This window comes from Asaia platycodi JCM 25414 (assembly GCF_000614545.1).
GTDB lineage: Bacteria > Pseudomonadota > Alphaproteobacteria > Acetobacterales > Acetobacteraceae > Asaia > Asaia platycodi.
Genome location: NZ_BAKW01000024.1, coordinates 20,346 through 42,322, shown reverse-complemented (window position 1 = coordinate 42,322; position 21,977 = coordinate 20,346). Strand labels below are relative to the sequence as shown.

General features: G+C 61.6%; 20 protein-coding genes and 5 pseudogenes. 16 read left to right on the top strand and 9 right to left on the bottom strand.

The genetic code is table 11. The features are described from left to right. Positions 1 to 318: GntR family transcriptional regulator (locus tag JCM25414_RS20875; RefSeq protein WP_035443624.1), on the bottom strand; the 318-nt coding region annotated here is incomplete at its 3' end. Between the two features lie 100 nt (positions 319 to 418). On the opposite strand from JCM25414_RS20875, the gene JCM25414_RS14680 reads away from it, so the two are divergent. Continuing rightward, on the top strand, positions 419 to 1,057 hold the full coding sequence (locus tag JCM25414_RS14680) for a pyridoxamine 5'-phosphate oxidase family protein (protein ID WP_025842127.1): 639 nt from the start codon (positions 419 to 421) through the stop codon (positions 1,055 to 1,057). 5 nt (positions 1,058 to 1,062) lie between these two features. Here JCM25414_RS14680 and JCM25414_RS14675 read toward each other — a convergent pair whose 3' ends face one another. Continuing rightward, a complete protein-coding gene (locus JCM25414_RS14675; RefSeq protein ID WP_025842126.1) occupies positions 1,063 to 2,133 on the bottom strand; it encodes a LacI family DNA-binding transcriptional regulator in 1,071 nt (356 codons plus the stop codon). Between the two features lie 142 nt (positions 2,134 to 2,275). On the opposite strand from JCM25414_RS14675, the gene JCM25414_RS14670 reads away from it, so the two are divergent. Further along, positions 2,276 to 3,472, top strand: coding sequence for a phytanoyl-CoA dioxygenase family protein (locus JCM25414_RS14670; protein WP_025842125.1), 1,197 nt, complete (start codon positions 2,276 to 2,278; stop codon positions 3,470 to 3,472). Between the two features lie 61 nt (positions 3,473 to 3,533). On the opposite strand, the gene JCM25414_RS14665 is transcribed toward JCM25414_RS14670, so the two are convergent. The 5 genes and pseudogenes from JCM25414_RS14665 to JCM25414_RS20865 form a co-directional block, all read right to left on the bottom strand. Next, complete coding sequence (locus JCM25414_RS14665) at positions 3,534 to 4,331, bottom strand: siderophore-interacting protein (protein ID WP_025842124.1); 798 nt, start codon at positions 4,329 to 4,331, stop codon at positions 3,534 to 3,536. Then, positions 4,328 to 4,939 (bottom strand): PadR family transcriptional regulator, encoded by a 612-nt coding sequence (locus JCM25414_RS14660; RefSeq protein ID WP_035443623.1) that lies wholly within the window; start codon positions 4,937 to 4,939, stop codon positions 4,328 to 4,330. Before JCM25414_RS14660 ends, JCM25414_RS14665 begins: the two co-directional genes overlap by 4 nt. 165 nt (positions 4,940 to 5,104) lie before the next feature. Next, positions 5,105 to 6,315 (bottom strand): annotated as a pseudogene (locus JCM25414_RS20870) (aldehyde dehydrogenase family protein). Then, positions 6,213 to 6,485, bottom strand: coding sequence for a hypothetical protein (locus JCM25414_RS25490; RefSeq protein WP_242403628.1), 273 nt, complete (start codon positions 6,483 to 6,485; stop codon positions 6,213 to 6,215). The pseudogene JCM25414_RS20870 and the gene JCM25414_RS25490 overlap by 103 nt, the downstream one beginning before the upstream one ends. Positions 6,486 to 6,490: 5 nt before the next feature. Beyond that, complete coding sequence (locus JCM25414_RS20865; RefSeq protein ID WP_025842122.1) at positions 6,491 to 6,973, bottom strand: hypothetical protein; 483 nt, start codon at positions 6,971 to 6,973, stop codon at positions 6,491 to 6,493. A 216-nt stretch (positions 6,974 to 7,189) separates the two neighbouring features. Between JCM25414_RS20865 and JCM25414_RS14645 the strand changes: the two genes are divergently transcribed. Then, on the top strand, positions 7,190 to 8,026 hold the full coding sequence (locus JCM25414_RS14645) for an EcsC family protein (protein ID WP_025842121.1): 837 nt from the start codon (positions 7,190 to 7,192) through the stop codon (positions 8,024 to 8,026). A 146-nt stretch (positions 8,027 to 8,172) separates the two neighbouring features. Here the strand turns inward: JCM25414_RS14645 and JCM25414_RS20860 are convergent, their stop codons facing one another. Beyond that, entirely contained in the window at positions 8,173 to 8,445 is a 273-nt protein-coding gene (locus tag JCM25414_RS20860; protein ID WP_148301124.1) for a hypothetical protein, read from the bottom strand. Here JCM25414_RS20860 and aat point away from each other — a divergent pair. The 13 genes and pseudogenes from aat to JCM25414_RS23465 all read left to right on the top strand — a co-directional run bounded on the left by aat (position 8,444) and on the right by JCM25414_RS23465 (position 20,592). Beyond that, positions 8,444 to 9,124, top strand: coding sequence for a leucyl/phenylalanyl-tRNA--protein transferase (aat, locus tag JCM25414_RS14635; protein ID WP_025842120.1), 681 nt, complete (start codon positions 8,444 to 8,446; stop codon positions 9,122 to 9,124). The two genes, JCM25414_RS20860 and aat, sit on opposite strands and share 2 nt — an antisense overlap. Before the next feature lie 5 nt (positions 9,125 to 9,129). Beyond that, positions 9,130 to 9,762, top strand: coding sequence for a DUF4412 domain-containing protein (locus JCM25414_RS14630; protein WP_025842119.1), 633 nt, complete (start codon positions 9,130 to 9,132; stop codon positions 9,760 to 9,762). A 2-nt stretch (positions 9,763 to 9,764) separates the two neighbouring features. Then, positions 9,765 to 10,361 (top strand): hypothetical protein, encoded by a 597-nt coding sequence (locus tag JCM25414_RS14625; RefSeq protein ID WP_035443629.1) that lies wholly within the window; start codon positions 9,765 to 9,767, stop codon positions 10,359 to 10,361. A gap of 168 nt (positions 10,362 to 10,529) precedes the next feature. Further along, a complete protein-coding gene (locus JCM25414_RS14620; protein ID WP_025842117.1) occupies positions 10,530 to 10,898 on the top strand; it encodes a hypothetical protein in 369 nt (122 codons plus the stop codon). Between the two features lie 21 nt (positions 10,899 to 10,919). Then, a pseudogene (bcp, locus tag JCM25414_RS20855) lies at positions 10,920 to 11,380 on the top strand (thioredoxin-dependent thiol peroxidase). Between the two features lie 15 nt (positions 11,381 to 11,395). Beyond that, complete coding sequence (locus JCM25414_RS14610) at positions 11,396 to 12,832, top strand: hypothetical protein (protein ID WP_025842116.1); 1,437 nt, start codon at positions 11,396 to 11,398, stop codon at positions 12,830 to 12,832. A 62-nt stretch (positions 12,833 to 12,894) separates the two neighbouring features. Then, positions 12,895 to 14,592 carry an AsmA-like C-terminal region-containing protein gene (locus JCM25414_RS14605; RefSeq protein WP_148301123.1) on the top strand — a complete coding sequence of 566 codons (1,698 nt, stop codon included), beginning with the start codon at positions 12,895 to 12,897 and terminating at the stop codon, positions 14,590 to 14,592. An 85-nt stretch (positions 14,593 to 14,677) separates the two neighbouring features. After that, positions 14,678 to 16,067: pseudogene (locus JCM25414_RS20850) on the top strand (replication-associated recombination protein A). Then, positions 16,064 to 17,057: pseudogene (locus tag JCM25414_RS20845) on the top strand (RluA family pseudouridine synthase). Before JCM25414_RS20850 ends, JCM25414_RS20845 begins: the two co-directional pseudogenes overlap by 4 nt. Continuing rightward, complete coding sequence (locus tag JCM25414_RS14590; RefSeq protein ID WP_025842114.1) at positions 17,054 to 19,246, top strand: AsmA family protein; 2,193 nt, start codon at positions 17,054 to 17,056, stop codon at positions 19,244 to 19,246. The pseudogene JCM25414_RS20845 and the gene JCM25414_RS14590 overlap by 4 nt, the downstream one beginning before the upstream one ends. Positions 19,247 to 19,275: 29 nt before the next feature. Further along, positions 19,276 to 19,557, top strand: coding sequence for a hypothetical protein (locus tag JCM25414_RS14585; protein ID WP_025842113.1), 282 nt, complete (start codon positions 19,276 to 19,278; stop codon positions 19,555 to 19,557). Continuing rightward, on the top strand, positions 19,554 to 20,285 hold the full coding sequence (locus tag JCM25414_RS14580; RefSeq protein ID WP_025842112.1) for an ATP12 family protein: 732 nt from the start codon (positions 19,554 to 19,556) through the stop codon (positions 20,283 to 20,285). Before JCM25414_RS14585 ends, JCM25414_RS14580 begins: the two co-directional genes overlap by 4 nt. Before the next feature lie 133 nt (positions 20,286 to 20,418). After that, complete coding sequence (locus JCM25414_RS23465; RefSeq protein ID WP_159101788.1) at positions 20,419 to 20,592, top strand: hypothetical protein; 174 nt, start codon at positions 20,419 to 20,421, stop codon at positions 20,590 to 20,592. Positions 20,593 to 20,737: 145 nt separating this feature from the next. Here the strand turns inward: JCM25414_RS23465 and ispF are convergent. Next, positions 20,738 to 21,900 (bottom strand): annotated as a pseudogene (gene ispF / locus JCM25414_RS25485) (2-C-methyl-D-erythritol 2,4-cyclodiphosphate synthase). Positions 21,901 to 21,977 lie beyond the last annotated feature (77 nt).

The following is a 21,977-nucleotide window of genomic DNA, read 5'->3' as shown; positions in this document are numbered from 1 at the left end:
GCGCTGGCCGCGCGCCGACAGGGCAGGTGCGACGCTTTCGAAGCGATCGGCGGCGGGGGAGGCGGGCAGACGTGCCCGCGGGCGGCTACCGGGCCGCATCTCGATAATGCCTTCTGCGCGAAGCAGATCGTAGGCCGTTGTGATCGAACTGCGAGAGACACCGAGCATCTGTGCCGCATGGCGCGTCGAGGGCAGCTTCGCCCTATCGGCAATCTTTCCGTTGCGTATGGCGACGCCCAGCGCGGCGAAGAGCTGTACGGGCAGCGGGTCGGCACGTGTTGTGTCGGGCTGGAAAAAGGCAGGCAAGAAAACTGGCATGAGAGAATCTTGATAAACCGGATCTCGAATCGGTCCAGTTGGCGCGCTAGGCCTGTTTCGGTCAAGCGATGACTGGCGATGTGAGAGACAGGAGGCGAGAATGGTTCCCGATTATGCAAAGGCCCGCCAGGGCAAACGTGCGCGGTATGACGAGGCGACCATTCACGCCATTCTCGATACCGGGCTCGTAGGCCATGTGGGCTTCGTGGCTGATGGCAGGCCCATGGTCATGCCCATGGCGTATGCGCGATGTGGCGACACGCTCTATCTGCACGGTGCCTCGAAGACACGGCTTATGGGGCTGGACGGGCAGAAGCTCTGCGTAACCGTTACGCACCTGACCGGCATCGTGGCGGCGCGCTCGACTTTTCATCACTCGGTCAATTACCGTTGCGCCGTGGTGCATGGGCAGGCGCGGAAGATCACGGGTGAAGAACATGCCCGCGCACTCGATGCGATAACCGACCACATCCTGCCCGGTCGCAGCACGGAGCTGCGGCCCATGACAACGCAGGAACTCAAGGCGACGGGCGTGATCGCGCTCGATATCGAGGCTGCCAGCGCCAAGATACGCACCGGCCCCCCGGTGGAGGATCCGGCCGATCTGCCCTCGACACTCTGGGGCGGTGTCGTGCCTGTCGTAACCGCCCTCGGTACGGGTGTTCAGGATGCCCACACGCCTGAAGGGACATTGCCGCCTGAGTCGCTGCGAAAGGCGCAGGCGAAATTCATTGCCTGACAAGCCTATTCCGGTTTCTGCGCCCTGCTCGGCAAAGACGGGGCGCAGAAACCGGGCAGGTTCAATGGGGTGATGATTTGTGCCGGGCTAGGGCGGATTTCTGTTTTGGTCGGGCGCAGGCGGTTGGCTTCGATGAGCAGCTGACAGGCCAGCAGCATATCGGCGTTCAGATCGTGATGGAGCACAGCGGTCAAGACGTGGTCGGCAAGCAACGAAAGGTTGTCCCGGTCGAGGTCATGACCGATGAAAATGCGTGGCACACGCTTGCAACGGTTCAGCGCTGTCGCAATGGCGCGATTGCCGCCACCTATTGAATAGATTGCTTTGATTTCCGGATGGGTGACGAGCGCATGTTCGACAAGACCGAGCGTCTGCCAGTCCAGGCCGTTGCCCTCTCCCAGAAAATGAATCCGCAGATGGGGCGCGTGCCGGGCCAGATAATCCCGAAAGCCTCGTTCCCGCTCTTCCTCGCCCTTGAAACGTGCGCTTGAAATCACGACCAGAACCGACAGCCCCGTGCAGGTAGGGGGCGGCATCCACCCGGCAATCAGCCAGGCAGCGGTCTGACCGGCCGCATGATTGTCGAGACCGACATAGGCGAGCCTGTTGCATTCCTGCAGATCGGTCACGAGTGTGATGACAGGAATGCGCGCTCGCGCACAGGCGTCGATCTCATCGCGGATTGCAGGGTGATCCGGGGCTTTCAGCAGGATCCCGTTCGACCCTCTCTTGCGTATGCGCGTCAATATGGCCGCGATCTCTTCATGCGTGGCGGTCTCTCCCAGATGGGCGCGCACACGCATGGCAATTGGCATGAGCTGCGGCAGCTGGGCTTCCAGTGCATTGCGTACCGCTGACGAGAAGCGGTCAGGCGCCGCCATGACCAGATCGATCGACAGGCGGCGGCCTTGAAGGGATGTTTCGAGGGTTTGACGCGAAAGCTCCTCGATTGCCTGAGCCACGCGGCGCTTCGTGCTGGCGCGTACGCCGGAGCGTCCGTGAATCACTCGATCAACGGTGGCGAGTCCGACTCCGGCCTGTCTGGCGATTTCCTTCAGCGGATGCCCGTCGCCCATGTCTGCCTCCTGAGGTGATTTTGAGGTGTTTATGGGCTGTAGCAGGCAATTACCAAAAAGTAATCTCCCTCTGTCGTCCCGTCAGGACCGTTGGGCAAGGGGCTCAGGGCGGAGAGAGCGGGGCAGGACCGGAGCCTTCGAAGTGAAACATCATTCCCTTTCCGAAAACCGGGTAATGCATAACTGGTATACGCCGGATTCAGCGACGCTGGACGATCTGACATCCCTGACGAAGCAGCGTGTCAGACTGGAGGATTATCCCCTCGCTGCCGATATAGGTGGGGGGCAGGTGCCGCTCTACGATTGCGCTGCCCTGCGTCGTCTCGCAACCGAGGACGCGGGCAGGAAGCTGATCATGGCCGAATGGGTCGGGGTCCTGAAGGATGGTCCCGGCATCATCGTGCTCAAACAGGCTTTCGACGATCTTGACGCGCTCGATCATGCCACGGTCCAGTTCGAGAAGCTGATTGCCAGTGAAAAGCGCAACGGCATGGAGACGGGCGATCATTTTGCGAAAAGCGGAGCCAATGATCGCGTCTGGAATGCGCTCGAAAAGCTGTGTCTTCTCGATCCCGATGGTTTCGCCCGCTACTACGCCAATGACATGATTGCGCTTGTCAGCGAGGCCTGGCTTGGGCCAGCCTACCAGATCACCTCACAGGTGAATGTGGTCAATCCGGGCGGTGCGGCCCAATGCGTGCATCGCGATTATCATCTCGGGTTCCAGTCCCCGGCACAGGTGAGCCGCTACCCGGTTCATGTCCATGGGTTTTCGCCCTTTCTCACTCTTCAGGGGGCAGTGGCTCATTGCGACATGCCGCTTGAGAGCGGGCCGACGCTCTATATGCCTTTCACCCAGAAATACGGTCCCGGCTATCTGGCCACGCAGACCCAGGAAATCCGCAACTGGTTTGATGCCCATCATCTGCAACTTCCCTTGCAGAAGGGAGATGCCGTGTTTTTCAGTCCGGCGCTTTTCCACGCTGCCGGAAGCAATCGCTCCAAATCGATACGCCGCATGGCCAATCTCTTGCAGGTTTCCTCTCCTTTCGGACGGGCGATGGAAAGCATGGACCGCGCACGCATGGCGCGCGCGCTCTACCCGGTGCTGCAACGCAACCTGCATGACGCGGCACTGAGTGAGGCAGCGGCCCACCGCATTATTGCAGCGAGCGCCGAGGGCTATGCCTTTCCGACCAATCTCGACCGTGACCCGCCTATCGGGGGGCTGGCGCCGCAAAGCCAGCAGGATCTGTGTCGTCAGGCGCTGGACGAGAACTGGGATGAAGCGCGTTTCGCCGCAGCGCTTGCCGCCCGTGTCGAAAGCACGCGGAGCTGACACGCCCCTAGAAAGTCGGTCGGGTCTTCCCCACGTTCTTGCCCGACCGTTTTTTTGTTCCTTAATCCGCGATTTTGGCGCCCCCCGCAGAATAGCCGTGCCGCCAATAACCGGCGGCGCGTATCTGTGTGCGGGGCACCGCTTCCTCATTGACCAGATGCTCGCGCAGCGTGCGCACCACGTCGATCTCGGCGGCAATCCAGACAGAAAGCTTCTTGACCGAGGGCAGGACGACATGGCGCAGGAGATCCGGAAGAGTCTCGTCGCCTCCCTTTTCGCAGCGATGCACCTCGATCCAGGCATGGCTGATCAGCGGATAGGCCTTCTCGCTTTCACGCGTATCCAGCAAGACGATGGCGCGATGGTTCGGCGCCAGTGTCTCGAGTGTACGGGCGATGGCGGGCAAGGCCGTGTCGTCGCCGATCAGCAGATGTGTGGTCAGTGCTTCGGGGGCGATGTGAGAGGCTTTAGGTCCGCCCATGCCGAGACTCAGGCCCGGTTTTGCCCGCGCTGCCCATTGCGTTGCGGGGCCTTCCTCATGCAGCACGAAGTCGATGATGAGTTCGCGTTGCTCCTCATCGAAGCGCCGTGGCGTGTAGTCGCGGGCGATGATGCGCGGGTCGCGCGCTGCGCTGCGGTCTGCGTTCAGATCGGGCAGCACAGGCTCGTCACTACCTGGTTCGGGAAAGAACAGTTTGACGTGATCATCGACGCCAGCAGTCACGAAATCATGCAGATCCTCACCTGTGAAGACGATACGACGCATCGTGTCGGAAAGCGGGATGACCTGCGCCACCGTAATGCGCCTGAGCCGGAGCGGATGACGGATCTTGGTTGGGGTGACGTCGGCTTGCGTCATGAATTCTCCCCTTCAGCAATGTCGGCAGCCGCCCGCGTCAGTATGGCCGCAATGCGCCGCGCCTCGACGGGACTGCATCCGCGTCTTGCATAAAGCGCGGTCTTGAGAAGATGGCGCGCCTTGTGGAGGCCGTCGGCGGCTTCCGGGTCGAGATCGTGCAGACCGGCAAACGCCTCACGCACTTCGCTCATGCGGGCGCCGATGCGCTCGAGAATGTCGAGAATGCGATCGGCTTCGGCCTTGTTAGCCGTCAGATGGGCGCTGCCGGGCTCGGTGATCGTGTAGAGCTTGCGCGTTCCCTCCTGGGTCACGGCGGCCTGGCCGATTTCCTCCAGATAGGTCAGGGCCGGGTAAACCATGCCTGGGCTTGGCTTGTAAAAGCCGTTCGAACGCTCTTCGAGCCTGCGGATGATCTCATAGCCATGGGCCGGGCTCTCCTGCAGCAGGGCAAGGATCACGAGTTGCAGTTCCTCTGCGCTGAGCTTGCGTCCGCTCGGAACCTCGCCGCCGCGATGGCGCCCGAACCGACCGCCGAACCGATGACCCGACCCACCGCCAAAGCCGTCATGACGGCTGAAAACGTGGCGTAGATGATGACGAAAAGGCATTTGTATCTCCTGTTATATCTTAAGATTGTACTATCTTAAGATATAACGCAAGAAGCTTTTGCGCAGAGATGTCGTTGGCAAAAAGGCGGCTTGTCGCAAGCGAGTGAGCGGCCCGCCTCCTGAGTAATCTTCAGGAGGCGGGTGGCCCCAACCCGGGCGGTTACTTCAGCAGGCCCAGACAGTCTTGATGTTCATGAATTCATACAGACCGAGTTCGGTCAGCTCGCGCCCGTAGCCGCTGGCCTTGACACCCCCGATGGGAAGAGCGGGGTCTGAGGCGGTGATGCGATTGATGAACACGCCACCAGCTTCTATGCGCTGCGACAGTGCCTGACCGAGAGCGGCATTTTGTGTCCAGAGGCTGGCGCCCAGCCCATAGGCGCTGTCATTGGCAAGGGCGATGGCGTGATCGATGTCACGGGCCTCGATCAGGCAGGCCACAGGGCCGAAAAGCTCTTCCTTGAAGGCCGTCATGTGACGGGTGACGCCGGTGAGCACGGTCGGCTCGTACCAGGCACCGGGGCGGTCGATCGGCTCGCCACCGATGACGAGCTGGGCGCCTTCGGCGACGCTGCGGCGCACCTGCTCATGCAGACCGTCGCGCAAATCGGCACGGGCCATGGGGCCAATAAACGCGTCGTCATCCAGCGGGTCGTTCAGAGACAGCCCGCGCACCCTGGCGAGGAATCTCTCGCTGAAAGCCTCGGCAATCGGCGCTTCGAGAATGATGCGCTTGGCTGCGATACAGACCTGGCCGCAATTGGCAAAGCGTGCCGTCACGGCCGCATCGACCGCCTTGTCGAGATCGGCATCGGCGAGGACGATGAACGGGTCCGACCCGCCAAGTTCGAGCAGGGACTTCTTGCCGTGTTGTCCGGCAATTCCCGCCAGAATGCGTCCTGCGCGCACGCTGCCCGTGACCGTAACGCCGCTGATGCGCGAGTCGGCGATGACATGGGCGGTCTGCTCACGAGAGAGATTGACGCTCATGAAGACATCGTCGAGGTCGCAGTCGCGGGCGATCTCGTTGAGCAGCAGGCCGCAGCCCAGTGTGTTTTCAGCCGGCTTGACGATGAAGCCGTTGCCTCCCACCAGAATCGGGACGGCGGCCTGATGATCTGCCAGTAGGGGAAATTCCAGGGCATCACGGCCAGAACGATGCCGGTCGGCGCATAGCTGAGATGGGCCTCGCCCATGGGCACGGGCATAGGCTTGTCGCGCAGCAACGCCGGGGCGTGCTTGCCGTACCAGTCGATTACCGCAGCGCATTTCTCTACTTCCGCACGCGCGGAGGAGACGGTTTTGCCCATTTCGAGCGTCGCCAGATACGCCAGCTCTTCCTTGCGCTCACGCAGTCTGGTGGCGAAGCGGTGCAGCAGGTCGAGTCGCGCGCCGAGCGATTTGGCCCGCCAGCCTCGAAGCCGCGTTCGGCGCGTCGCAGCATGTCCTGCACAGCCGCATCCGTCAGAAACGGATAATGGGCCAGGGTTTCGCCATTGGCCGGATTGACTGTTGAGACACCGTCGCCGGGATGCGGGCTGGTCATGATCTCTACCTCTGGTTGTTGGTCCATAAAGCCGTGCCTGCTGCGTCCGATTGAGCGACCACGTCTGTCTGGCCGTTACCCGGTGAGCCGGCATAATTGTGATACGCCGAGTTTTCGTAAGGCGGGCGTACCGGAGCATTGAATTTTACCGGCCAGCCCAGAAACGAGAAATGCGACGGCGCGTCATTCGGAACTTGCGTGGATTGATGCGCTTCCGACCCTGGCAGGCCAAGTGCCTGATGGGATCGAACGGTATAGGAGTAGCCCCGCAGCGAATTGTCAAAATCATCGGTCACGACATAGCCATGGGGTGGCGGGGGGGCGCCGCCATCGGGCAGGGCAACCTTTTCGACAGGGGTGAGCGGACGCTCCATGGCGTGGAGTTGCGACGCCGGATCGGCTGCAGCGCGATCGGGACTGAGAAGGAGAGGGGCGGCCAGCGTTGCGATGCCGAGGCCGAACCGGAAAAAAGGGAATGTCCTGGGCATTGGGGGCTCCTGCTTACGTTATATATCGTCCTAACAGGGGGGCGGCTGTTTCGTTCTCTCGCGACGTTGTAGGATGAAAAAAAAGCGGCTTTGCCACAAACTTTGGTGACTGCCGGTCGGGTCGGGCGTTGCGTTCGATGCCAAAGGACCCAATGTCCATAGACCCGTGCCAGGCCCCTTCTTGCAGGCGCGCTCAGTTCAGGGAGAACAGAATTCATGGCTTCAGCGACAGGATCGACGATCCCAGGAATCGGCGAGATCGCCCCACTTTCCCTCGATAGCGAGTCTCTGGCGCAGCTTCAGTCTGCGCTAGCCAAGGTCGAACATGGGCGCGGCGTGCTGGTGCGCCTGGCCGATCTGATGGGCGGGGCCGTTGGTCAGGCAACCCGCCTTGGCATGCAGGGGCTGGGCATGGCGCCCAACATACAGGCCAAGCTGCAAGGTCTCGCCGAGGCGTCGATCACGCGGGCATTCGATGTTGCGATTTTGGGTATGGCGCAGGAATCGTCGATCAGGGCACCGAAATGGCGTGACCCGGCCGCTCAGGCGGCTGTGGCGGTATCGGGCGCGCTCGGTGGTTTCGGCGGGGTTGTTGGGCTGATGCCCGATATCGGGTTCACGACCCTCACGATCATGCGCGAAATTGCGCGTGTCGCACGTGAAGAGGGGGAGGATCTCAGCGATGAGGACACCCGCCGCGCCTGTCTGGAAGTCTTTGCATTGAAAGGTTTTCTGGCCGGTCAGTCTGGTGACGAGAGTGAACTCGGATTTTTCTCGGCGAGGGCGCTGATGCGCGGCAAGCCCATCGTGCTGCTGATCGCTGAAGTCGCCTCGCATTACGGCATTGGCCTGTCGCGCAAATTCGCGCTGCAGATGGTGCCTGTGGCAGGGGCGCTTTGCGGCGCCTCGCTCAACGCGGCCTTTTTGTCGCATTATCGCGCCGTGGCACGGGCACAATTCACCATCAGGCGCCTCGAACGCCAGCACGGGCCGATCGTGCGCGATACCGCTCAGTACATGCGGCAGACTGGGCCAGCCGACGCGACGTCATGATGGTTTGCTGCGGGACCTTTTTGCAAAAGGTCTCCCGGTCTGGACTAGACGCTGCGGCGACGGGCTATTGCGGAATGCACCGCCCAGCAGCGTGTTCGTCCTGGATCGTCCTCGTCGGGCGTATTACCCGGGCAGCGACGACAACCCTATTTCGATTTCGGTGTGTAAAAGGCTTCGAGCAATCCGACTGGAACAAGCTGGATAGAGAAAAGCGCCGTCATGACGAAAGCCAGCACCTGATAGTGCGGTGCGAAAAACGCGAGCGCGGCGCTGAGAGCGATGCCGATCAGATAAACGAAAGTCAGGGGCATTCGGGATTTCCATCTCGCGGTGGGAGGCTGCCCCCCTACCACGGTGAGCAGATCGATGCCCATGGAAAACCGCGGGGGTTGACGCGCTTTCCACGGGGAGCGTGTCATGCAGCCTGACCCGCTCACCCCCGACCACCTGCTTGGCGCCTATCGACTGGGTATCTTTCCGATGTCCGAAGGGCGCGATTCGGAAGAGATCAGCTGGCATCGCCCGCAGGAGCGCGGAATTCTCCCCCTCGACTCGCGTTTCCATCTTTCACGTAGACTGGCACGCACGCTGCTTCAGGGACGTTTTGAGGTCACGAGCAACCGATGTTTCGACGAGGTGATCCGGTGTTGTGCAGAGACGCCGGGGCGAGGCGGTACCTGGATCAGCCTTGGGCTTCAGGCTCGATACAGTCTCCTGCATAGGCTCGGCCACGCGCATTCGATCGAAACCTGGGCTGACGGAGAGCTGGTTGGCGGGCTCTATGGCGTCAGGCTGGGGGGGGCATTTTTCGGCGAGAGCATGTTCTCACGATGCACGGATGCCTCGAAGGCGGCACTGATCCACCTGGTGGCATCGCTGCGCTGTTCCGGATTCGCGCTGCTTGATACGCAGTTTCCGACCGCGCATCTGGAAACCTTCGGTTGTCTCACCGTTCCTGACGCAGCCTATCGGTTGATGCTGGACCGAGCAGTCGGGATTGAGGCATCGTGGGAAGAAGATGTCACGCTGGGCAGGCTCCGGCAGGAGATCATCCGTCTTCGTGACGGTATCGACGCCCGTCAGGGCGTATTGGAGTGAATGAAATGTCGATGTTCCAAGTAAAGGGCGCTGCGGCGCTTTCTTTGGCCGCCCTCGTGACGGGTGGGGCTGGTACAGCTCTGGCCCAGCAGCATCCGCGACTTTCGCCCTCTCGCGACGTCACGGTGGTTTATTCGGTTCAGCCTGAAAAAATGCCCAAGCCTGTCGAGGCCGTTGTCCAGTTCAAGGCTGAAGGCGACAAGCTCCGCATCGACGCGCCGGATCATGCAGGGTCGACCATTCTGGACCGACCCGCCCAGCGCGTGACGCTGATCATGCACAAGCAGCGCGTCTATACGAGCTTTGCGCCCAAGCATGGCCTGCGCAATCCGTTCATGCTCGACATGTCGATGCAATACGCCCCCGACGGCGCCGGAACGATAGCCGGTCTTGCCTGTAACAAATGGACGATTACGTCCACCCACGGCAGGGCGAGCGCCTGCGTTACGGAAGACGGGGTTATCCTGAGCGAGGAGGGCGTGGATGCCGACGGGCTACATGGCAAGCTCGAAGCGCAGAAGGTCACCTACGGACCGATTGCCGATACGTTGTTCGTGCCGCCCGCCGATTATCAGCAGATCACCGCCCAGATGCCGATCCCGCATGGTGCCGGGCCGCAGAGCTCTGCCAAGCCGTGATCATGAAGCGTCTCGCTCTTGGTGGCCTCGCTCTGGCCGCGCTTTCCCCCGTGTTCTCGACGGCTTTGGCCGCTGAGGACGCGCCGATATCAGCAGCCACGCCTTATGTGACGCCACAGATCGACGTGGATGTCACCTATGAGGCGACCGGGCCTGACGGCCAGGTCTATCCTCAGCGGATGCGCTGGAATGCCGCTCATTGGCAGCAGCGTCTCGATATGACGACGACCGGGCTGATCATGCTGACCGATTATCGCGCCCATCGTCTGTCTGTGGTCGATACACGCGCGAAGACCTACACGGTCTCTGGCGCGCCGGATTCGCAATTCGCGCCACCCGGACAGCGCGCTTCAGGCCAATGGGTCAGGGGGGCGGCAGATCACGTGGCGAATCAGAACTGCACCCACTGGACGACGACTGACACCGACGGGCGGAGTGCCGATTTCTGCTACGCCGATAATGGCGTGCTGCTTTCGGCGACGCATGACGGCACGCCACTTGTTCGCGCCGTCACCTATGCCGAGACCGCACAAGGCCCTGAGATTTTCAAGGAGCCGGAAGGCTTTCACGAAATCGATGCGTTGAAGCTGGCCCATTAGGGCGTTTCAGGCGCTTCGCAATGTGCAACGGGTCGTTTTGCGCGATTATGTTACATTTCTGCCCGTTTTTCGTCCTGTTCCGTCCAAAATTCGACACCATATCGAGGGTATAACGTTCATGTCGGATCGGCCGCTCTGTTTGGCCCGATCTGTCGAGGAGGTTTCCAAATGCGTCATATCCTGAAAATTGGCCTCGCGGCTCTGCCTCTTGCAGGCCTTCTGGGAGGCGCTCCCCTGGCTCAGGCTCATCCCTATGGCTGGGGTGGCGGACCAGGTTGGCACGGGGGTGGCCCCGGTTGGCGTGGCGGTCGTGGCTGGCATCGTGGCGGGGGCGGCAACGCGTTTGTTGGCGGTCTGGTAGGCGGTCTTGTCGGTGGTGCGGTGATTGGTGCGATCGCTCGTCCCTATGTTGCTCCGCCTCCGCCGCCGGTCATTTATGCACCGCCCCCGCCAGTCGTTTATCAGCCGCCGCCACGGGTGGTTTACCCCCCGCCGGTTGCGGTCTATCCCTCCTACCCGGTATATCCCGCATATTGAGCACGAGGTCTCGATTTCATCATGGTAGCTATTGGCGATAGGGCGCCCGCTTTTTCCCTTCCTGCTTGCGGTGGCCAGACCATCGACAGCGAGGCTCTCAAGGGGCAGCCCTATCTGGTTTATTTCTATCCCAAGGCGGACACGCCGGGATGCACGACCCAGGCCTGCGACTTGCGTGACCAGAAGCAGACACTCGGCACTCTGGGGTTGAAGGTGATCGGTATCAGCCCCGACCCGGTCGAGAAGCTGGAGCGTTTTGCCAAGAAATACGGGCTAGATTTCATGCTCGCGAGCGATGCCGAGCATGAACTGGCCGAGCGCTACGGCACCTGGTCGAGAAGACCAACTACGGCAAAACCTATTTCGGCATGGAGCGTAGTTCGTTTCTGGTCGATGCGGATGGCGTTATCCGTGCCATCTGGCGCAAGGTGAAGCCTGCCGAGCATGTCGCGCTTGTGACCGAAGCCGCTTCTGAACTGTAGGTTTTCGTAAGAGTAGTGCCGCACGATTTTTTTCATCGTGCGTCCTGGCGGGCGTTCCGTCTCGGGGCGCTAGTACTGACCCTGCCATTGGCCCTTGTGCTGGTGGCAGGCGCGGCTTTTTTATGGCGTCTCTCTGCCGGGCCGCTCGATGTCACGTCGATTGCCCGGCATTTCGCCCCCGTCGCGATACAGGCCGGGCAGCAGGCTGGTCATCCTGCCGGTCGCCTGGTCTGGGACAGGGTCCTGCTGAGCTGGCAACCGGGGCTGAAACATGTTCATCCCCTTCTGATCGTCGAAGCGAAGGGCCTGCGCATCCTCCGGCAGGATGGCAGCGCGACCCTTGCTGCCCGTGATGCCCGCATGGCGCTCAGAATGGCACCGCTCCTGCGCGGCTCTTTCGAACCGACGCGTCTCGACATCGACACGGCACGGATCATCCTGCGGCGTGCGCCTGATGGCAGTGTCGATCTCGACTGGTCTGGCGCTGTGCATCGGCCCTCCCGTTCCGGCGGGTTTTCGGTGGCTTTCCTGCGCGCGGTCACGCTGCATGACGTGACGACCACGCTTCATGACGCACTGCCGGGCCATGATCGGGGGACTGGCGATCTCGCGCTGCATGTAGGTCTGGCTTCACTCGACCGCCCCCCTGGCACCGACTTATACGGCTGGCTCGGGCGGATGGACGGGGCATTCGGCCCTGCGGCCGACCCGACGATGCCTTTCACGGCTCGTGGCCTTGCGGGGGAGGGAGTTGGCGCCTCATGGCAGATGATGCTCGGCCCTGTGACGCCAACCCTTTTTGCGGGGCTTTTGCCGCATGGTCAGGCCTGGCATCTCCCGGTAACACTGAAGGCTCGTTTGCAGCTTATGCCGTCAACGCCGGTAGCCAGGAGCGCGCTACCGATTTCTGAAGTCTGGCTCTCACTCGCTTTCGGCAAGGGCACGATCGATCAGAAGGACGATCAGCCGCTTCAGCTATCCGATGGCAGTGTCTCCGCTCATCTTTCCCTGCAAGGCGGGAAAGCCTTCATCGATGATGCGCACGCAGGAATCACGCTGATCGACGATCTCGGTCACCCCACGCATTTTGCAGCGAGCGGCACGCTGAACGTCGATTCGTTCGCGCGTGCAAGGCAGATCGATGGTCGGATTTCCGCTTCCGCCACCACGCTCGATGTGCCGCATCTTGCAGCCATCTGGCCGCGTATCGTCATGAAAGGCGCGCGCCGCTGGGTAACGCGCAATCTTACGCAAGGCACGGGCAAGGGGCTTTCGATTGCAGCCACTCTGCGCAGCGAGACTGGTTGGGGTCACCTGCGCCCAATCCAGACTGCGGCGGCCCTCGAGGTGGATGACACTACGGTGCATTGGCTGCGGCCGATCCCGCCTGCTCAGAATGTCTCGGCGCGATTCAGTTTCGACGGACCGGACACACTGAAAATCGATTTCTGAGCGGCACGCAGCCCAGCAGCGATGCCGGAAATGCGCCCAGTCTGCATCTCGATGGCGGGAGCATGCTGATCAGCGATCTGCTGGCGCGCGACCAGATGGGCACGATCAGTCTCGTTCTCTCTGGCGATCTGGCCGCGCATCTTGGGCTATTGGCGCAGCCGAGACTGCATCTGCTGTCGCGTCACCCGCTGCCGTTTACCCATCCTTCCGGCCCGGTGACCGTCACAGGGAAGATCAGCCTGCCCTTGTCGTCCCATATCGAAAACGACCAGATTCATGTGGATGCGGAGGCACGTTTCAAGAACGTCGCTCTGGGTAATGTGGTGCTCGGGCGCGATCTGACCTGTGCTTCCGGCACGATGAAGGCGACAGAGCGTCGCCTTACCCTGAGCGGCAGTGGTCTGCTCGACAATGTGCCGACCACCGCCCAACTCGAAGAAAATTTTCTGAGCCGCGATGGGGGGCTGCGTGAGCAGGTCCACGCCGTTTCAGTGTTCGACGAGGCGGCGCTCGAGCATTCGCATATCGGTAGCCAAAGTCTGTTCAAGGGCCGGGCGCAGCTTGTGGCCGATTACAAGGCGCGTTTCGACGGGCAAGCCGATCTGCTGCTCTCCCTGAATCTTGGCGATGCCGCGCTGGCCATCCCGGTCTGGCGCAAGATACAGGGCGATGAGGCGACGGCCTCGGCTCATATCGGCTTGAAAGAGGGGCATATCGCGGCGCTTGACCAGATCTCGGCGGAGGGGCCGGGATTGCATGTTGAGGGGCGCGGCCAGGTTGCCCAGGGGCAGGTACGGAGTCTGGCCCTCGATAATTTCGTCATCGGCCGATCGAATGGCGATGCCGTGATCGAATTGCCCAGCTTCGAGGGGGCACCGGTCAATGTGCATGTCCACGCGCATGATCTCGATCTGGCTCCCTTGCTTCATGGCGATGACACGAAAGAAAAGACAGCCAGAAAGCCGGCTCACCCGATAGAGAAGCTTACCGCAAAACCGGCGCCGGAAATGAGGTGGAATGTCGATCTTGCCACTGACCGCCTGTTTTACAGCCCGACCGGTTCATTCGGTGGGGTGGTGGCTCATCTCGAGCATCGGAACCACCGCCTGGAAACTGGTCGTTTTTCCGCACGACAGCCCGTTGCGGTGCAAATGCAGCTCATCCCTCGGGGCACGGGGCGCTATTTGCAGCTTGATGTCGAGAATCTGGGCACGCTGCTGAGCCAAACCGGCATGACGGCTCGGCTCGAAGGCGGCAAGGCCCGGATTGCCGGACATGTCGGCGATGGTGGTACCGGTCAGTTGCCGCCATTCGACGGTATCATTTCCGTCTCTCCCTTCACGTTCATGCAGCCACCAGCAGCCTTGACGGCGGCTACCCATCTTTCCGTGTTCAACTGGTCTCAGGCCAGTGACGAGCGTTTCGAGGTGCAGCATCTGCGACTACCGGTGAAGATCACCAACGATGTCATGACGATCCGTGAAGGGCATCTCGGCAATCCGGCGCTCGGTGCGACGCTTGAGGGAAAAATCGGACTCGATCAGGGCAAGCTTGACCTCCAGGGCACGGTGGTGCCGGTTTTCGGCATCAACGCGGCACCGGGACGTCTGCCCAATGTCGGCAAGCTGTTCTCGCCGGAGAAGGGCGGGGGCTTTCTCGCCGCGACTTTCACGGTGACGGGCACGGCGGGCAATCCGACACTCTCGGTCAATCCCTTTGCCATGCTATTACCCGGGGTAATGCGCCAGCTCGCCAAATAATAGGCGAGCGGGTAGCGGGCACAGGCCCCTGCTTGGGCCGAATGCGTTTCGTCCTGCTTGGGGACGGCAACAAGGGAGAGGCGCCATGCGCGATGACAGCAATGCAGACCTGTTCGGCGCACCGCCCCCCCATGTGAGCAGGGGGGCGCCACCTGCTGCGACCTCTCGCCCCCCTGCTGCGCCACTCGCGTCGGAAATGGCGCCTCAGACCCAGCCTCTGGCCGATCGTCTGCGCCCAAGGCAACTCGCTGAGGTTGTGGGGCAGGATCATCTGCTGGGGCCGTCAGGTATGCTCAGCCAGATGCTGAGGCGCAAAACGCTGCCGAGCCTGATTCTCTGGGGAGGGCCGGGATGCGGAAAGACAACCATCGCGCGCTTGCTGGCGCGTGAGGCAAAGCTGCGTTTCGAGCAGATTTCAGCCGTTTTTTCCGGTGTCGCCGATCTGAAGAAGGCCTTTGAGACAGCGTCGCGCTTCCAGCAGGAGACAGGGCGCGGCACGCTGCTTTTCGTCGATGAGATTCACCGTTTCAATCGGGCCCAGCAGGACGGGTTTCTGCCTTATGTCGAGCGTGGCACAGTCATTCTGATCGGGGCGACAACGGAGAATCCGTCTTTTGCGCTCAACGGTGCCTTGCTCTCGCGCTGTCAGGTTCTCGTGCTCAACCGTCTGGATGATGCCGGGCTGGAGAAACTTCTGCAGCGCGCCGAGCAGGAGGCAGACAGGGCGTTGCCGCTGACCGAAGACGGGCGTGCTTCGCTCAGGGCCATGGCCGATGGCGATGGGCGTTATCTGCTCAATTTGGTCGAGCAGATACAGGCCCTGCCTGAGGACGAGAACCTAAATACGGCAGGTCTGGCTACCGTGGTGGCGCGCAGGGCGGTTCTCTATGACAAGGACCGCGAAGAGCATTACAATCTCATTTCGGCGCTCCATAAATCGTTGCGCGGTTCAGACCCCGATGCCGGTCTCTACTGGTTCGCCCGTATGCTCGAAGGGGGAGAAGACGCCCGTTATATCGCCCGGCGCCTGACACGTTTTGCGGCTGAGGATGTCGGCATGGCCGATCCCTCGGCATTGCCCCTCGGCAGTCGCAGCGTGGGAGACCTATGAACGTCTTGGCAGCCCTGAAGGAGAGCTGGCTCTGGCCCAGCTCGTGGTGCATCTCGCCACGGCGCCGAAATCGAACGCCGTTTATCGGGCCTATAACCAGGCCCGCAAACTGGCCCGTGAGACGGGAAGTCTCGGGCCGCCGCATCATATCCGCAACGCGTCCACCAAGCTGATGAAGAGCATCGGCTACGGCAAGGGCTACGAGTATGATCACGATACGGAAGACGGGTTTTCGGGCCAGAATTACTTTCCAGACGAGATGGAACGCGTGGCGCTTTACCAGCCGACCGACCGCGGGCAGGAGCGGGAGATCAGAAAAAATCTGGACAGGCAGGCCGCAATACGGGCAAGCCGTCGGCCATGAGTGTCACGACCCGTATTGTCAGTGAAGATGAGGCCGATATGCGCCTTGATCGCTGGTTTCGCCGCCATTTCCCCGATCTTACCCAAGGCGCGCTGCAAAAGCTGTGTCGCACCGCAGGTGCGCCTCGATGGCAAGCGCGTGACCGGCGCCAGCCGTCTCGCCCCCGGACAGAGCCTGCGCATCCCGCCGTTGCCAGCGCCGACAGCGCCCCAGTCCGACCGGCCCGCGCCTCTCGATCCGCAGCTGGCGCGTGAAATCGAGCGCATGGTGCTCTATCGCGACGACCATGTGATCGTGCTCGACAAGCCCTCTGGTCTGGCGACCCAGGGCGGTCCGGGCATCACCAAACATATCGACATGATGCTCGACGGGCTGCGTGGTGAGCTGCATGACCGGCCCCGGCTGGTGCATCGTATCGACCGTGACACGTCAGGGTTGCTGCTGCTGGCTCGCACGCCGGGTGTTGCGGCCAAGCTCGCGGCTGCCTTTCGCGGGCGCGATGTCGACAAGACCTATTGGGCGATCGTCGTCGGACGCCCCATGCCGGGCTCAGGCGTGATCGATCAGCCTCTGGCCAAGCTGGGCGCGGGTAATGGCTCACTGATGATCGCCGCAACGCGCGAAGACGAAGACGCCATGGTCGCCAAGACCGATTATGAAGTCGTCGATGCTGCAGGCAAGAGATTGTCCTGGCTGGCGCTTAAACCCCTGACCGGACGTACGCATCAGCTGCGCGTGCATTGTGAGACACTTGGTACACCTATTCTCGGCGATCCGAAATATGGCGGTAAGGCTGCGCATATGGAGGGGTTTACCGACAGGCTGCATCTTCATGCCCGTTCTCTCGAGTTCCCGCATCCGGCGGGCGGGCGCCTGCGTGTGGCGGCGCCCTTGCCGCCGCATATGCGCACGACATTCAAGGATCTTGGCTTCAGCTCGGGCGATACACCCAGGCCTGAGCGTGTCGGCTTCAAGGGAGTCAAAAAATGAGGCGTCTGGCTGCGGTACTGATCGTCCTTCTCGTGCTGGCGACAGGTCTGGCCGTTTCGGCCGATTTCCTGATCGATCGTTCGAATCTGAAATCCGACGTCATTGCTGCGGTCAAGCGTCAGACAGGGCGCGATCTGACCATGGCGCGATTCTCGGTTGGTTTTCTGCCCTGGCCGAGTGTGAGCGCGCATGAGGTTGCTTTCTCCGATATCAGCGGGGAATCGAATACGCCCATGCTTCAGGCGCGTGACATCCGCGCCTCCATCGCGCTTGTCCCGCTTTTGTGGCGGGAAATCCGTCTTGAAAATCTCACTCTGCAACGCGGTGCTGTCATGCTTCATCGTGATGAAGCTGGTCAGGCGAACTGGGACTTCCACGCCCAGTCGGAAGACAAGGCGACAGCTCCAGCCAAGTCTTCGCACCCGGCGGCGCGTTGGAGCCTCAGGATTGGCTCGGCGAAGCTCGATCGTATGGCGTTTTCGCTCGACGACCGTTTTGCCCATCATGGTGGTTCCGTATCGATCGACCATGCGGAATTCGACGGTCTTGCTTCAAGCGCGCCTTATCTCGATATCCACGGCACGCGTGGCGAGACGCCTTTTCGTGTGAATGGTCATATCGGTCCGCTCTCCCTGTTTCAGGGCGCCAATCCTCCATGGGCACTCAGTCTGGGCGCTACGCTCGGCAAGGAGGGCAAGCAGCAGGACTGGCTGAATTTTGACGGTCAGGTCAGCGATATGCGCCATATGCGTGGGTTTTCCGGCGTGCTGCGTGGCGAAATGGCGTCGCTCAAGGATGTCGAGGCGCTGTTCCCCAACGCCAACCTGCCTGCCGTTACGGGGTTCGGTGGCGAGATCGGGATTTTCGATGCAGACCCGCAGGACGATAACCGCAAGCTCGATCTGTCGCGACTGGGCGTGAATCATCTGCATCTTCATCTCGACTCCGCGCCGTCTTGGCACGGCGTATCTGCGTTGGCTCTTCATGCGGATGCAGAGACGCTCTCTTCCGCTCTTACCGTTACCGCCAGGCTCCAGGGGGCGATGCCAGCCCTCGCCATGCAGGGTGCGTTCGGCACGCTGGCTCAGGCAGGAACCTCCTGGCAGACCGCCTTCGAGATGCCTCTGGCGGTCTCGGTCGATCTGCGCGAGGCAGCTCGTCTGGGCAAGGCCGAGGGTCTTCATGGCCATCTCTCGGGCATGATCGGGGCAGCACAGTCGACGCTGTCACTCGATGGTGGCGCCGATACCCTGCCGCTGCGTCAGTCAGCCCTGCATGAGGTCACGCTCAAGGGCGGGTTCGAACGTGATGGCTCAGGCAAGATCCTTGTCAAGGCACTGACCCTGAACAGCCATGAAGCCGTCGCAGTACTCGATGCGACAGTTCAGAATGCCGCTCAGCCCGAGATCGAGGGCAAGCTGCATTTCCAGCATCTCGATCTCGATGCGTTGGCCGCACTCTGGGCCAAGCCGAAAGCCACGCAGACAACCGCACCGCTCCAGCCGATACTGCCCAATCCCGTTTCAGCCCTGACCGTGCAGAAGCAGGCGTCATCCTCAGGCGGAAATGTGTCCCAGACCGGGGGCCCGTCAGACAATTCGGCAGGGCAGGTCACTGACAAGACGATTCCCGCAAGTGGCGGCCTCTTCTGGTCGAGACTCGTGTCGGAAGGGCGCGGCATGCTGGATGTTTCGGCCGAGACGGTGCGTTTCAATGCCGCCGACTACACCGGAATTTCCGCTCAGGCACGTCTCGATGCAGGTCGACTGACGCTCGATTCGGTCAACGGTAGCGGGAACGGCATGACTCTCTCGGGCCGTGCCGTTTATGATATGAGCGAGAAGCCTGCGTCGCTGACATTGTCTCTGACACCGCTTCTGTTTCCGGCGACATTGGCTCAGAACCTGCTCGCCATGCCGAATTTCTTCAAAGGGCCGTTGATGCTCGTGGGGCAGCTCGAAGCGCATGGTGACACCAGAGAGGCGCTGATGGCCTCGCTGAATGGACATCTGGGTCTTTCGATGGTCGGTGGCGCCATCGCGACCGGGCCTCTCGGTCCCTATCTCGGAGATTCTGCAAGGGCATTGCTGCCACGTGGCGATCTGTCGGTTCGTTGCCTGGGGCTTCACGCCAGTTTCGCCGATGGCCGTGCGCAGTTCGACACGCTCGGTATGGAAGCCGGTGCCTGAGCCTTTCGGGTCATGGCAGCTACGGGCTGGTGAATCAGACCCTCAATCTGCATCTTCTGCCGCGCATCGGCATCGCTGGCACCGGGGCTTCTACTTCTGTTCTGGTGACCGGAACGCTCGAGGCGCCCAAGGCTCAGCAGGAGGCGAATTCCGGTGGTCGCTTCGAGGTGACAATCGGCGGCAGCGAGCCCGATGCCTGCCCGAGCGTGCTTGAGGCCGCGCGCGAGAATCTGGCGGGTGAGGCCGCGCCCGAACGCAAGAAGCACAACAAGGCTGCCGAACTCCTTCATGGGCTGGGATTGCTGCATTGAGCCAGACGATCAAACGCTTCTGGAAAGAGGTCCATGTCGTGCCGAGTGACGTGCCATCGGGTCACGAGGTACGCCTGGACGGGCGCTCCTTCCGTCTGCCGGGAGGAAATCCGCTGATCGTGCCGTCGAGGGCGCTGGCCGAGCGCATCGCGGAGGAGTGGCGCGCCATTACGCCCGGTGCGGCCTTCAGGACCAGCGATCTTCCCCTGACGCAGATGGCAGGCACACAGATCGAACGGATCGCCCCTGATCGGGAGCAGATCATCGGCGGGCTTATGGCCTATGGAGAGAGCGACCTGCTCTGTTATCGCGCGACGGGCGCGCTCGGACGCGAGCAGGATGTACTCTTCGATCCGGCTCTCGACCTGTTCGAGGCCCACCATGGAGTACGGCCCCCGATCACGAGAAGTCTCCTGCCACATAACGCAGGGATCGAGGTGCAGGACGCCTATGCTGCTGCGCTCGGCAGGCTCGATGACGCTGCCCTGACCTGTGTGGCGGTCTGCGCCCCGGCAACCGGGAGTCTCATTCTGGCGATCGGTCTGGCTGAAGGCTGGATCGACCTCGTATCGGCCTGCGCCATGGCGAGTGTCGAGGAGCGTCATCAGATGGCCCAGTGGGGTGAGGACGACGCGCTTATCCAGGAGATGGAACGCAACGCCAGCGACATAGGCGCTGCTCTGGACTTTGTTACCCTTGCGCATGAAAAAGCGTCAAACGAGGCATGATTTCGCCATGATTGCGGCCTAGATCGGCAATCGATCCAGTCATCACATTAGGTGACTATTGGTTACTGGACCGACCACTGTGGTGGTCTTAAATCTGGTCTGGTAATCAGAAGAAATCGTGTAAGGGTAGCCAATGTCGTCTCGTATTCATTCCGTAATCGAAGACAATATCTCGGCAGAATCTCTCATCCGCCGCATTCCCTTCAAAGTGCGCTCGGCGCATTTCGTGGCGCGCTGCGTTCAGAATGTCTGGCTCCTGCTCGCGGCAACACCAGTGATCGTTGTGATCTGCGCTATCAGGGGCTGAGGCCGGTCAGATCGGTGTCCCGTCAGACTCTGGCGATGCCTGGGGGCGGCTCCGATTGCCTGTTTCATGCACATGGCAGAGATTAAAAAAGCCCGGTGAAAGCCGGGCTTTTTTTATATTCCGGCGATCCTGCGGAACGTCTTTTTCAGGGCACAAGAACAGTCGCTACCGCAGTCGCTGCAATACCTTCTTCACGCCCGGTAAAGCCCAGACGCTCAGACGTGGTGGCCTTGACCGAAATCCGTTCGACGTCGACCTGAAGCAGGACGGCAAGGCGTTCGCGCATGGCTTGTGCATGAGGGCCGATCTTCGGGCGCTCGCAGATGAGCGTCACATCGGCGTTGATCAGCATGCCGCCGCGCTGACGGATACGCTCGCCAGCGTGGATCAGGAAACGGGCCGAATCCATATCTTTCCACTCGTTATCGGTTGGCGGAAAATGGCGTCCGATATCGCCTTCCGCCAGTGCGCCATAGATTGCGTCGCATAGCGTATGAATGCCGACATCGGCGTCCGAATGCCCGGCGAGGCCGCGATCATGGGGAATGGTGATGCCACAGAGGATCAGCGGGCGACCCGCCTCGAAGGCGTGAACGTCATAGCCCAGTCCGGTGCGCGGGAGTGGGGTTGAGCCGAGCAGTCGTTCCAGACGCACGAGATCCTCCGGTAGGGTCAGTTTGATATTGTCTTCGGCACCCTGAACCAAAGCGACGGGGTGGCCCGCTGCTTCGAGCAGGGCAGCATCATCCGTCACCGGCCTTGATGGGTGCGATGCAGATCCAGCAGAAGCGGGAAATGGAAGCCTTGCGGCGTCTGCGCACGCCAAAGCGATTCGCGACAAACCGTTGTGTCCACCAGACCGTCACGGCCGCGCTTGAGTGTGTCAGCGACAGCTACAGCCGGAATGGCTCCGGGGTGCTGCTCGAGAGCCTTCAGGACGTTGCGCACGACCGCTGCAGGGACATAGGGGCGGGCCCCGTCATGCACCAGCACCAGATCGGGTGGCTCGGGGAGGCGGGCCAGGGCTTCCAGCCCGGCACGGACGCTGTCCTGACGTTCCCGGCCGCCAGTAACAGGCGGGAGGGTATACAGTCCGTCGAGCGCCTGCAGGAGCAGAGGATCGTCTCCGACCGGCTGGATGAGGGTCACATGGTCGCGCAGCGCCTCGGCAGCGTGACGAATGACGGTCTTGCCACCGAGCAGCATATACTGCTTCGGCATGGCGGCGAGGCCGGCAGTGGCGGCGGCGCTGGCATCAGCGAAGCGGCGACCGGAACCGGCGGCGAGGAGGATGGCAGCAATACGCATGGTGTTCAGGGAATGCGGATTTGTCACCTGAACGTCAAGCGAAGAAAAAGCCCCGCAGAAACTGCGGGGCCTCAACT